The sequence below is a fragment of the Serratia sarumanii genome (assembly GCF_029962605.1).
In the GTDB taxonomy this organism is placed as follows: domain Bacteria; phylum Pseudomonadota; class Gammaproteobacteria; order Enterobacterales; family Enterobacteriaceae; genus Serratia; species Serratia sarumanii.
The window spans coordinates 3,800,422-3,811,739 of the sequence record NZ_CP124750.1 but is presented as its reverse complement, the minus strand read 5'-3'; the positions used below and the strand labels follow the sequence as shown (position 1 = coordinate 3,811,739).

Annotated in this window: 11 protein-coding genes; 8 read left to right on the top strand and 3 right to left on the bottom strand. The window is 60.1% G+C overall.

Annotation, left to right across the window (positions count from 1 at the left end; all coding sequences use genetic code 11):
* Positions 1–18: 18 nt before the first annotated feature.
* Positions 19–1,209 (bottom strand): NO-inducible flavohemoprotein, encoded by a 1,191-nt coding sequence (gene hmpA, locus SSARUM_RS18110; protein WP_033648924.1) that lies wholly within the window; start codon positions 1,207–1,209, stop codon positions 19–21.
* A gap of 357 nt (positions 1,210–1,566) precedes the next feature.
* On the opposite strand from hmpA, the gene glyA reads away from it, so the two are divergent.
* The gene (glyA, locus tag SSARUM_RS18105; RefSeq protein ID WP_004941389.1) at positions 1,567–2,820 is read left to right on the top strand and encodes a serine hydroxymethyltransferase; all 1,254 of its coding nucleotides are present in this window, start codon (positions 1,567–1,569) and stop codon (positions 2,818–2,820) included.
* Positions 2,821–2,976: 156 nt separating this feature from the next.
* Positions 2,977–4,122 (top strand): 3-phenylpropionate MFS transporter, encoded by a 1,146-nt coding sequence (locus SSARUM_RS18100; protein WP_033654288.1) that lies wholly within the window; start codon positions 2,977–2,979, stop codon positions 4,120–4,122.
* Here the strand turns inward: SSARUM_RS18100 and csiE are convergent, their stop codons facing one another.
* Positions 4,123–5,388: a stationary phase inducible protein CsiE gene (gene csiE / locus SSARUM_RS18095; protein ID WP_060426184.1), complete on the bottom strand. Its 1,266-nt coding sequence runs from the start codon at positions 5,386–5,388 to the stop codon at positions 4,123–4,125.
* A gap of 182 nt (positions 5,389–5,570) precedes the next feature.
* On the opposite strand from csiE, the gene SSARUM_RS18090 reads away from it, so the two are divergent.
* Together SSARUM_RS18090 and SSARUM_RS18085 are read left to right on the top strand one after the other, a co-directional pair.
* Complete coding sequence (locus SSARUM_RS18090; RefSeq protein ID WP_060426182.1) at positions 5,571–6,206, top strand: DUF1007 family protein; 636 nt, start codon at positions 5,571–5,573, stop codon at positions 6,204–6,206.
* Positions 6,197–7,219 (top strand): nickel/cobalt transporter, encoded by a 1,023-nt coding sequence (locus tag SSARUM_RS18085; RefSeq protein WP_016929766.1) that lies wholly within the window; start codon positions 6,197–6,199, stop codon positions 7,217–7,219. Before SSARUM_RS18090 ends, SSARUM_RS18085 begins: the two co-directional genes overlap by 10 nt.
* Before the next feature lie 55 nt (positions 7,220–7,274).
* On the opposite strand, the gene suhB is transcribed toward SSARUM_RS18085, so the two are convergent.
* Positions 7,275–8,078, bottom strand: coding sequence for an inositol-1-monophosphatase (gene suhB / locus SSARUM_RS18080; RefSeq protein WP_004941400.1), 804 nt, complete (start codon positions 8,076–8,078; stop codon positions 7,275–7,277).
* Between the two features lie 119 nt (positions 8,079–8,197).
* Between suhB and trmJ the strand changes: the two genes are divergently transcribed.
* The 4 genes from trmJ (at position 8,198) to iscU (ending at position 11,300) form a co-directional block, all read left to right on the top strand.
* A complete protein-coding gene (trmJ, locus tag SSARUM_RS18075; protein WP_025303916.1) occupies positions 8,198–8,932 on the top strand; it encodes a tRNA (cytosine(32)/uridine(32)-2'-O)-methyltransferase TrmJ in 735 nt (244 codons plus the stop codon).
* A gap of 193 nt (positions 8,933–9,125) precedes the next feature.
* The gene (gene iscR / locus SSARUM_RS18070) at positions 9,126–9,620 is read left to right on the top strand and encodes a Fe-S cluster assembly transcriptional regulator IscR (protein WP_004941404.1); all 495 of its coding nucleotides are present in this window, start codon (positions 9,126–9,128) and stop codon (positions 9,618–9,620) included.
* A gap of 54 nt (positions 9,621–9,674) precedes the next feature.
* Positions 9,675–10,889, top strand: a complete 1,215-nt coding sequence (gene iscS / locus SSARUM_RS18065; RefSeq protein WP_016929764.1) for a cysteine desulfurase — start codon at positions 9,675–9,677, stop codon at positions 10,887–10,889.
* 24 nt (positions 10,890–10,913) lie between these two features.
* Positions 10,914–11,300 (top strand): Fe-S cluster assembly scaffold IscU, encoded by a 387-nt coding sequence (iscU, locus tag SSARUM_RS18060; protein WP_033635600.1) that lies wholly within the window; start codon positions 10,914–10,916, stop codon positions 11,298–11,300.
* The last annotated feature ends 18 nt before the right edge of the window (positions 11,301–11,318 follow it).

Sequence of the window (11,318 nt, the reverse complement as noted above, 5' to 3'; positions counted from 1 at the left end):
GGCCGCGCTCCGCAAGCATTACAGCACCTTATGCGGGCCGAAGCATTCGTAGTGGATGCGTTCGGCCTCTACGCCCATTTCCAGCAGCTGTTTGCCCACGAACTGCATGAAGGCCACCGGGCCGCAGAAGTAATAGTGCATCTGCGGATCGGCCAGGCTGCCTTGCAGCGCGCTCAAATCCATCAATCCGCGGCTGTGGTAGTCGCGGCCTTCCACGTCATCGGCGCCCGGCTCGCGGTACCACACATGGCGGCTCAGATTCGGCATGCGCCCGGCAATATCCGCCACTTCATCGGCAAAGGCGTGCACGCCGCCGTTTTCCGCCGCGTGCAGCCAGTGGACCTGCGCCTGATGCTGGCTGTCGTGCAGGGTGTTGAGCATGCCGAGCATCGGGGTTTGGCCGACGCCGGCGGAGATCAGCGCCACCGGCGTGGTCGGCGCCACGTCGAGGAAGAAGTCGCCGTGCGGCGGGGCGATGTAGATCACGTCGCCTTCCTGCGCCTGCTGGTGCAGGTAGTTGGACACTTTCCCCTGATCTTCGCGCTTCACCGCGATGCGGTAGAACTCGCCGTTCGGCGAGGTGGTCAGCGAGTACTGGCGAATTTCCTGATGTTCCAGGCTGTCGTGCTTGATGTAGACCGCCAGATACTGCCCCGGTTTGAAGTCCGCCACCCGGCCGCCGTCCACCGGCGCCAGCACGAAACTGCAGATCACGTCGCTCTGCGGCTGTTTCTTCAGGATGCGGAACGCGCGCAGATCGCGCCAGCCGCCGTTGTCGGTTTCACTCTGCTGATAAATCTGTTCTTCACGCTGGATAAATACGTTGGCCAGCACGCCGTAGGCCTTGCCCCAGGCGTCCAGGACTTCCTGACCCGGGCTGAACATTTCGTCCAGGGTCGCCAGCAGGTGACCGCCGACGATGTTGTACTGCTCCGGCTGGATATTGAAGCTGGTGTGCTTCTGCGCGATGCGCTCCACCGCCGGCAGCAGCGCCGCCAGGTTCTCGATGTTGGCGGCATAGGCGCAGATGGCGTCGAACAGCGCCTGACGCTGATCGCCGTTGCGCTGGTTGCTCATGTTGAAAATGTCTTTCAATTCCGGGTTGTGCGCGAACATGCGATCGTAAAAGTGGGCGGTCAGCTTCGGCCCGGTCGCAGCCAGCAGGGGAATGGTGGATTTCACGGTGGCGATGGTTTGGCTATCCAGCATGGAAGCGCTCCTTGGGTTGGGATCTTGACGATAATTGTAATGATGTATTTTAAATGCATCTTATTGGGTTCCGCGTCGCTTGTAAATACCCTTGTTTTCGTTGCGGTGTTCTTCGGGCGTCGATCGCGCTCACAGAACATGAAAAAAGCGCATCGTTCGCATGAGGAAATGTCCGTTGATAAACGGCGGCGTTTAGCGGATCAAAGCCTTGCGCCACCTCATGCCAATCGTTTGCGTAAAAACCTCTGTCAAGACCTATCTTCGGTGGGGCGAAACGGTTTACACTGTGGCCCAGAACCCAAACGGGTAGTTATTTGGTGATTTTTTAGTTAGCTGATTTAAGTCAGGAGATGCCGGATGTTAAAGCGTGAAATGAACATTGCCGATTACGATGCGGAACTGTGGCGTGCCATGGAGCAGGAAGTGGTGCGTCAGGAAGAGCACATCGAGCTGATCGCGTCTGAGAACTACACCAGCCCGCGCGTGATGCAGGCTCAGGGTTCCCAGCTGACCAACAAATACGCTGAAGGCTATCCGGGCAAGCGTTACTACGGCGGCTGCGAATACGTGGATATCGTTGAGCAGCTGGCTATCGATCGCGCCAAAGAATTGTTCGGCGCCGATTACGCCAACGTGCAGCCGCACTCCGGCTCCCAGGCTAACTTCGCCGTGTACACCGCGCTGCTGCAGCCGGGCGACACCATTCTGGGCATGAACCTGGCGCACGGCGGCCACCTGACCCACGGTTCCCCGGTCAACCTGTCCGGCAAACTGTATAACGTGGTGCCTTACGGCATCGACGACAAAGGCCAAATCGACTATGACGATCTGGCCAAGCAGGCGCAAACCCACAAGCCGAAAATGATCATCGGCGGCTTCTCCGCATACTCCGGCGTGGTTGACTGGGCCAAAATGCGCGAAATCGCTGACAGCATCGGCGCTTACCTGTTCGTCGACATGGCGCACGTGGCGGGCCTGATCGCCGCCGGCGTCTACCCGAACCCGGTACCGCACGCGCACATCGTCACCACCACCACCCACAAAACCCTGGCGGGCCCGCGCGGCGGCCTGATCCTGGCGAAGGGCGGCGACGAAGAGCTGTACAAGAAGCTGAACTCCGCCGTGTTCCCTGGCGGCCAGGGTGGCCCGCTGATGCACGTGATCGCCGGCAAGGCGGTGGCGCTGAAAGAAGCGATGGAGCCTGAGTTCAAGGTTTACCAGCAGCAAGTGGCGGTCAACGCCAAGGCGATGGTGGAAGTGTTCCTGCAGCGCGGCTACAAAGTGGTCTCCGGCGGCACCCATAACCACCTGTTCCTGCTGGATCTGGTCGACAAAAACCTGACCGGTAAAGAAGCGGACGCCGCCCTGGGCCGCGCCAACATCACCGTCAACAAAAACAGCGTGCCGAACGATCCGAAAAGCCCGTTCGTCACCTCCGGCGTGCGTATCGGCACCCCGGCCGTCACCCGTCGCGGCTTCAAAGAAGCCGACGTGCGCGAACTGGCCGGTTGGATCTGTGATGTGCTGGACAACATCAACGATGAAGCCACCATCGAACGCACCAAGAAGAAAGTGCTGGATATCTGCGCCCGCCTGCCGGTTTACGCGTAATCCCGCTTTCGCCCGACAAAACCCGCTGCGGCGGGTTTTTTTGTGGCCACTCGCGGCAAACTGTGAGCTGTCTGGCACTCTAACGCATTGAAGTGGAATGAAGATTGCGGGGCGGTGTGAGCTCTGTCAAAGTATTGCCCTCACTCCGGAGGGATCATGGTTCTGCAATCCACGCGTTGGCTCGCGCTCAGTTATTTCACCTACTTCTTTTCCTATGGCATCTTCTTACCGTTCTGGGGCGTGTGGCTGAAAGGCGAGGGCATCGCGCCCGAAACTATCGGCATGCTGCTCGGCGCCGGCTTGGTGGCTCGCTTCCTCGGCAGCTTACTGATTGCGCCCCGCGTTAAAGATCCCTCTCATTTAGTCTCTGCCCTGCGCCTGCTGGCGCTGCTGACCCTGGCCTTTGCGGTCGGTTTCTGTTTCGGCAACGGCTGGGGTTGGCTGATGCTGGTGATAGCGGGTTTCAACCTGTTCTTCTCGCCGCTGGTGCCGCTGACCGACGCGTTGGCCGCCACCTGGCAAAAGCAGATCCGTATGGACTACGGCCGGGTGCGGCTGTGGGGCTCGCTGGCGTTCGTCATCGGCTCGGCGCTGACCGGGCAACTGGTGGCGGTGTGGGGCCATAACGCCATTCTCTACAGCCTGATCTTCAGCGTGCTGGCGATGCTGCTGGGCATGCTGTTGAAGCCGAGCGTCATGCCGCAGGGCGAAGCGCGCACGCACAGCGGAACCGAACGTTCGCTGTGGGCGCTGCTGAAAGAAGGGCCGGTCTGGCGCTTCCTGCTGTGCGTCACGCTGCTGCAAGGGGCGCACGCCGGCTACTACAGCTTCGGCTCCATTTACTGGCAGGAGGCGGGCTATTCGGCCTCGACCATCGGCTATCTGTGGTCGCTGGGCGTGGTGGCGGAGGTGATTATTTTCGCCAGCAGCAACGTGCTGTTCCGCCGCTGGAATGCGCGCAACCTGCTGTTGCTCTCCGCCTGCTGCGGCGTGTTGCGCTGGAGCCTGATGGCCTACAGCACCGAGCTGGGCTGGCTGCTGCTGATCCAGATCCTGCACTGCGGCACTTTCACCGTCTGCCATTTGGCGGCGATGCGCTTTATCGCTGCGCGTCAGGGGCAAGAGGTGATCCAACTGCAGGCGGTGTATTCGGCGCTGGCGATGGGCGGCGGCATCGCCGTCATGACGGTCATTGCCGGGTTCCTGTTCGAACATTGGCAGGGCGGGGTATTCTGGGTGATGGCGGCGGTCGCGGTGCCGGCCTTGTTCATCCGGCCGCCGGCGGTCAGCGTCAGCCGCTGATTAAGGGGCCTCCAGCAGCGCGCGGATCGCCTGGCGCTGCCGGGTTTCCAGCGGCAGTTCGGTATAGACCAGCGGCGGGTGCGGATCGCTGTGCACCGCCGCATAAGGGGTGATCACCAGCGTGATGCCCTGCGGCGCTCCGCCGCGCAGATAGTCGCTCAGCGGCAGGTACTTGATGTTCAGCGGCAACAGCGTGAGCTCGCGGATCTGATATTCCACTTCCTCTTCCAACTGCGGGTTGTCCAGCGTCAGCAGCAGCACCTGCTTTTCCTGCAGCGCGTTGTCCTGCATCAGCCAGGCGCCGAAGCTGATGGCCACCAGACCCGCCTCCTCGTTGGAAAAATGCACGCCGTACTCCTGCTCCAGCGGTTTCAACGCTTCCTGCGTGGTGCGCATCAGCCGCGGGTATTTGCGCACCACTTCTTCCAGCAGCATATTGTCGATGCCGATGGCGAAACGGCAGCGCTCCAGCGCCGGCGCCAGATGGGCGAACAGCTGGCTGACCAGCTCCGCCTTGCTGCTGAAGGTCATGCCGGAAAGTTGCTGGAAGCGCTCGACCATGCTGTCGATCGCCGCCATCAATCTCCGCTCTTGCGCTGAGTCGTTGCTGTGGTAGCTGTGATTTTTCAACATGGTGAAGGTGAGCGCCAAAAAATCGCGCTCGTCTGCCTGCGGCGGCTGGTTAAACAGCCGGTTGCAGGCCTGATGCAGCCAGGCGGCGGCTTGCTGTTCCGGCTTTTTCCGCAGCCAGTCGCGTTGAACCGCGTCGAAACGCGGATGCTGCTGCAGGCGATTTTGCCAGGCGCAGTAGAGCAGGTAATGCTGCAGGAATTGGCGGTCGCGCGCATCGAAGTGGCGGCTGAGCAGCGGCTCGCAGGCGTCGATCGCCTCTGTCAGCGCAGACGCCGGGGCGGCATCGGTCGCCAGCGCTTGCCGCAGGCGCGGGGCGAAATCGCCTTCGACAAACCGCGGGCTGCAGCGCAGAGCCCGCCGCAGCCAGTGGATCAGGCACAGGCGTTGGTCGAGCGCGCTGCCCCGCAGTTGGTAGCCACGATCGGGATCGACGGCGATCTCCAGGTGATGGAAACGCTGGATTTCACTGGCCACCTCGGCTATATCTTGCCGGGTTATCGGGGGGGCGACGCCGTTGATTCGGCTTAGGGTCTCCAGCTGTAACTCGGGCTCCGGCGTGTACAGCATCAGCAGCAGATGGCAGCGCCGTTGTTGTCCGGAGAGCTCGGGCACGGGAGAGGTGTCCAGGCTCATTATCACCTTCCGGCATAAAAGGTTGCGATTATGCCTAAGCATAGCAAAAGGCTTTGTGACGGCAGGATTACCGCGCGGCTTTTACTTCGGCTTACAACTTTCGTCACAAATATCGCCGGGAGAGGCGGGCCGTTAGGCATCTATTTGTGTTACGTTATAACAAATGCAGGTAAGACAGGATAATGATGAAGTTACGTCGTCTTTTGGCTGCCTTCGGCGCCGTGTTCAGCGCCGGTGCGTTCGCTCATCCGCACAGCTTTATCGACATGAATACCACCTTCGTCGCCAAAGACCAGCGGCTGGTCGGCCTGAAAATGGTGTGGGTGATGGATGAAATCACCTCGGCGGATCTGCTCTACGATGCGAAAAACGCCAAGAGCGATTCGGAAGTGTGGAAAAAGCTGGCGGCGGAAGTGATGGCCAACGTGCTGGGGCAGCACTATTTCACCGATCTTTACCGCGACGGCAAGCCGGTGAAATACCTGAACTTGCCCAGCGAATATCACCTGTCGCGCCAGGGCAATCAGGCGGTGCTGGAGTTCGTGCTGCCGTTGGCCGAGCCACAGCCGCTGGCGGGCAAGCCGTTCGAACTTTCTACTTACGATCCGACTTATTTCGTGGATATGACCTATAAAGACCAAAATGCGCTGCATCTGCCGCCGGAGATGGCGCAGCTGTGCAGCTACAAGCTGATGACGCCGAAGCCGAATGCGTCGCTGCAGGCCTATGCGCTGTCGCTCGACAAGAACGACTCGCCCGGTGAAGACCTGGCGCTGGGGCAGCAGTTCGCCCAGCGGGTGACGCTGCAATGTCGTTAAATCTCTCGCAACCGACGACGAGCCGGCGCCACTGGGCCTTCGGCCTGTGGCCGCTGCTGCCGTTCACGCTGGCGCTGGCGGCCGCCGCGCTGCTGGCGTGGCACTATTGGCCGCAGTTGCTGATGCAGAGCGTGGTGTGGCAAAAAGCGCTGCACCAGCAGATGGCGGGGCTGTTGCAGCAGGTGAAGGCCGCGCCGCAGCAGGCCGGGCTGGCGCTGATGCTGTTCAGCCTTGGCTATGGCGTCTTGCATGCGCTCGGCCCCGGCCACGGCAAAGTGGTGATCGCCACCTACCTGGCTACCCATCCGGCGCGGCTGAAAAGCAGCCTGAAGCTGACCTTCGCCGCCTCGCTGGTGCAGGGTGGGGTAGCGATCGCGCTGGTCACGCTGATGCTGGTGGTATTGCAGCTCTCTTCGCGCCAGCTGCACCAAAGCAGTTTCTGGCTGGAGAAGGGCAGCTTTATTCTGGTGATGCTGCTTGGCGTGCTGCTGAGTTGGCGCGCGCTGAAACGCCTGTTTGCGGCGATCAAGGCGATGCGCCCGGCGCCGGCGCTGCGCATCAACAGCCTGACGCCGCTGGCGGCGGATCATGTGCACAGCGCCAATTGCGGCTGCGGCCACCGGCATCTGCCGAGCGACAGCGAGCTGCAGGCGGGAAGCGACTGGCGCACTCAGGCCGCCATCGTGCTGGCGATGGGCATGCGCCCCTGTTCGGGGGCGATTTTGGTGCTGCTGTTCTCCAAAGTGATCGGCGTGTTCGGCTGGGGAGTGATCTCCGCGCTGGCGATGGCGTTCGGCACCTCGTTGACCATCTCGATGCTGGCGCTGCTGGTACATTACAGCCGCCGGCTGGCGGTGCGCCTCAGCCGTTCGCGCGCGCCCGCCGCCTGGAGCGCGGTGGCCTGGGGGGCGTTGGCGCTGGCCGGCGGCCTGATCCTGCTGGCCGCCGGGCTGTTGCTGTACGTCAGCGCGCAGCCGGAATTCGGCGGCGGCATCCGTCCCTTCTCCCGCTAACGGGCATAAAAAAAGCGCTGCATCGGCAGCGCTTTTTTCGATTCGCTTCTGGCGATTAACGCTTCAGCGCTTCGCTCAGTTCTTCACGCATGGTGGCCAGCATGGCTTTCACTACGCGCGGGTTGCCTGCCACCACGTTGCCGGAGCTGAAGTGGTTGTGGCCGCCGACGAAGTCGGTCACCAGGCCGCCGGCTTCACGCACCAGCAGTTCGCCCGCGGCGAAGTCCCACGGCTTCAGGCCGATTTCGAAGAAACCGTCTACGCGGCCGGCGGCCACATAGGCCAGATCCAGCGCCGCGGAACCGGTGCGGCGGAAGTCTGCGCACTGGGTGAACAGCTTGCCGACGATGTTGATGTAAGGCGTTGCGTGCTGTTTGACCTTGAACGGGAAGCCGGTCGCCAGGATGGTGCCATCCAGATCTTTGGCGTTGGTGCCGCGCAGGCGGTAGCCGTTGAGCTGTGCGCCCTGGCCGCGAGTGGCGGTGAACAGTTCGTTGCGCATCGGATCGTAAACCACGGCCACTTCAGTACGGCCTTTGATGCGTACGGCGATGGAAACGGAGAAATGAGGGAAACGTTTGATGAAGTTTGCAGTGCCATCCAGTGGATCGATCACCCATTGCACATCGCGATCTTCGCCGATCAGCTCACCGCGTTCTTCGCTCACGATACTGTGTTGCGGATAAGACTTGCGGATGACGTCGATGATCAGATGCTCTGCATCGCGATCGACGTTGGTGACGAAGTCATTGGTCCCTTTCTGGCTCGCTTCTACAGCGTCCGGGGTTTCGTAGTTTTTGGCAATCAGGTTACCGGCCTTGCGCGCAGCGCGCACGGCGATAGTCAGCATCGGATGCATGGGTATCTTCCAACTAGGATGTTAAAGAACAGGAAACGGCGCGAAGTATAGCAGCTGTTCGGCAAATTGCCTACGGCTGTGTTAAGATGCTGCGATTTTCCGCCACGCTCAGAGTTTGTATGCTGCACAATATCCGCATTGTTCTGGTAGAGACTTCACATACCGGCAACATGGGCTCGACCGCCAGAGCCATGAAAACCATGGGTTTAACCAACCTTTATCTGGTTAATCCGCTGATCAAACCCGATTCTCAGGCCATCGCCCTGGCCGCCGGCGCCAGTGACGTGATCGGCAACGCCACTATCGTCGACACCCTCGATGACGCCATCGCCGGCTGTAGCCTGGTGGTGGGCACCAGCGCCCGTTCTCGCACCTTGCCGTGGCCGATGCTGGAGCCGCGTGAATGCGGCGTGCGCGCGGTGCACGAGGGCGAACACGCGCCGGTGGCGCTGGTGTTCGGCCGCGAACGCGTCGGGCTGACCAACGATGAATTGCAGAAGTGCCACTACCACGTCGCCATTCCGGCCAACCCGGACTACAGCTCGCTGAACCTGGCGATGGCGGTGCAGATCCTGGCGTATGAAGTGCGCGTGGCTTACCTCGATCGCCAACAGGCGGGCGCGCCGCAGCTGGAAGAGACGCCGTACCCGCTGGTGGATGACCTCGAGCGTTTCTATCAGCACCTGGAGCAGACGCTGCAGCGCACCGGCTTTATTCGCCCGTCCCATCCGGGCCAGGTGATGAGCCGCCTGCGTCGGCTGTTCACCCGCGCGCGCCCGGAAGGGCAGGAGCTGAATATCCTGCGCGGCATGCTGACGTCGATCGAGAAACAGGATAAACATCAAGGTAATTAATTGATGTGGCATAGCGGCGGGTGACAATAGTATTAGTTATCCAAAGGTTATAACATGTATTTTATATACCTTTGTTCTTGCTAAGTTCAAAACGTGCTAATACTTGAGTCAATTACTAGGTTAAATAGTTGACTGTTTTACTCAGGAATGTCAGACTTTCGGCCATATTTGACCAACAGGTAACCATTGAGCTATGAGACTGACATCCAAAGGCCGTTATGCCGTAACCGCTATGCTCGACGTAGCGCTGCATTCCCAGGAAGGGCCGGTGCCACTGGCGGACATTTCCGAACGCCAGGGTATTTCGCTCTCTTATCTGGAACAATTATTCTCCCGTCTGCGCAAGAATGGCCTGGTGGCCAGCGTGCGCGGCCCGGGCGGTGGTTATCTGCTGGGTAAAGACGCGGGTGAGATCGCCGTTGGCGCTGTCATCACTGCCGTCGATGAATCGGTAGATGCAACCCGGTGCCAGGGCAAAGAAGGCTGTCAGGGCGGCGATCGCTGCTTGACCCACGCCCTGTGGCGCGATCTGAGCGAGCGCATCAGCGGGTTCCTGAACAACATTACGCTGGCAGAACTGGTCAACAACCAGGAAGTGCTGGTGGTGGCGGATCGTCAAAACAACGATACGCGCCGCACGGCCAACGGTCGTCCGCAAGAAACTATCAACGTTAATCTGCGCGCATAAGCAGCTGGCGAAATTATTTTAGTTTTTGGAAGTGATGTACGGAGCACAAGAGCAATGAAATTACCGATTTATCTGGATTACTCAGCAACGACGCCGGTTGACCCGCGCGTTGCTGAGAAGATGATGCAGTTTTTGACCCTGGACGGCACTTTCGGCAACCCGGCTTCCCGTTCCCACCGTTTCGGTTGGCAGGCGGAAGAGGCGGTAGACATCGCCCGTAACCAAATCGCCGAACTGGTGGGCGCCGACCCGCGCGAAATCGTCTTCACCTCCGGGGCGACCGAATCCGACAACCTGGCGATCAAAGGCGCTGCCAATTTCTACCAGAAAAAAGGCAAGCACATCATCACCAGCAAAACCGAACACAAAGCCGTGCTGGACACCTGCCGTCAGCTGGAGCGCGAAGGGTTCGAAGTGACCTATCTGGCGCCGCAGAGCAACGGCATCATCAGCCTGCAGGATCTCGAAGCGGCGCTGCGCGATGACACCATTCTGGTCTCCATCATGCACGTCAATAACGAAATCGGCGTGGTGCAGGACATCGAAGCGATCGGCGAAATGTGCCGCGCGCGCGGTATCATCTACCACGTTGACGCCACCCAGAGCGTGGGCAAACTGCCTATCGATCTGAGCAAGCTGAAAGTCGATCTGATGTCGTTCTCCGGCCACAAAATCTATGGCCCGAAAGGCATCGGCGCGCTGTACGTGCGCCGCAAGCCGCGCATCCGCATCGAAGCGCAGGTACACGGCGGCGGTCACGAGCGCGGCATGCGTTCCGGCACCCTGCCTGTCCACCAGATCGTCGGCATGGGCGAAGCTTACCGCATCGCCAAAGAAGAGATGACCGAAGAGATGGCGCGTCTGCGCACCCTGCGCGATCGTCTGTGGAACGGCGTGAAAGATATGGAAGAAGTGTATCTGAACGGCGATCTGGAGCACGGCGCACCGAACATCCTGAACGTCAGCTTCAACTACGTTGAAGGCGAATCGCTGATCATGGCGCTGAAAGACCTGGCCGTTTCTTCCGGTTCAGCCTGTACCTCCGCCAGCCTCGAGCCGTCCTACGTGCTGCGCGCGCTGGGCATGAGCGATGAATTGGCGCACAGCTCGATCCGTTTCTCCCTGGGGCGTTTCACCACGGAAGAAGAGATCGACTACACCATTCAACTGGTGCGTAAATCCATCGGCCGTCTGCGCGATCTGTCTCCACTGTGGGAGATGTTCAAGCAGGGCGTGGACATCAACAGCATCGAATGGGCGCATCATTAATTCTCAGGTTTCAGGAGCAAGGTCATGGCTTACAGCGAAAAAGTAATCGATCATTATGAAAACCCGCGCAACGTGGGTTCCTTTGACAACGAAGATCCTACCGTCGGTAGCGGCATGGTAGGGGCACCGGCTTGCGGCGACGTCATGAAGCTGCAAATCAAGGTTAACGATGAAGGCATCATCGAAGACGCGCGCTTTAAAACTTACGGCTGCGGTTCCGCCATCGCCTCCAGCTCGCTGGTGACCGAATGGATGAAGGGCAAGTCGCTCGATCAGGCTGAAGCGATCAAAAACACCCAGATCGCCGAAGAGCTGGAATTGCCGCCGGTCAAAATTCACTGCTCGATCCTGGCTGAAGACGCCATCAAAGCAGCGATTGCCGACTATAAGAGCAAGCATAGCGCCGAGTAATTTGTCTGAGTCGGCCCG

Bases quoted from the DNA above. Each gene is read 5' to 3' on its own strand.
- hmpA (WP_033648924.1), bottom strand. From the start codon at position 1,209: ATGCTGGATAGCCAAACCATCGCCACCGTGAAATCCACCATTCCCCTG.
- glyA (WP_004941389.1), top strand. From the start codon at position 1,567: ATGTTAAAGCGTGAAATGAACATTGCCGATTACGATGCGGAACTGTGG.
- SSARUM_RS18100 (WP_033654288.1), top strand. From the start codon at position 2,977: ATGGTTCTGCAATCCACGCGTTGGCTCGCGCTCAGTTATTTCACCTAC.
- csiE (WP_060426184.1), bottom strand. From the start codon at position 5,388: ATGAGCCTGGACACCTCTCCCGTGCCCGAGCTCTCCGGACAACAACGG.
- SSARUM_RS18090 (WP_060426182.1), top strand. From the start codon at position 5,571: ATGATGAAGTTACGTCGTCTTTTGGCTGCCTTCGGCGCCGTGTTCAGC.
- SSARUM_RS18085 (WP_016929766.1), top strand. From the start codon at position 6,197: ATGTCGTTAAATCTCTCGCAACCGACGACGAGCCGGCGCCACTGGGCC.
- suhB (WP_004941400.1), bottom strand. From the start codon at position 8,078: ATGCATCCGATGCTGACTATCGCCGTGCGCGCTGCGCGCAAGGCCGGT.
- trmJ (WP_025303916.1), top strand. From the start codon at position 8,198: ATGCTGCACAATATCCGCATTGTTCTGGTAGAGACTTCACATACCGGC.
- iscR (WP_004941404.1), top strand. From the start codon at position 9,126: ATGAGACTGACATCCAAAGGCCGTTATGCCGTAACCGCTATGCTCGAC.
- iscS (WP_016929764.1), top strand. From the start codon at position 9,675: ATGAAATTACCGATTTATCTGGATTACTCAGCAACGACGCCGGTTGAC.
- iscU (WP_033635600.1), top strand. From the start codon at position 10,914: ATGGCTTACAGCGAAAAAGTAATCGATCATTATGAAAACCCGCGCAAC.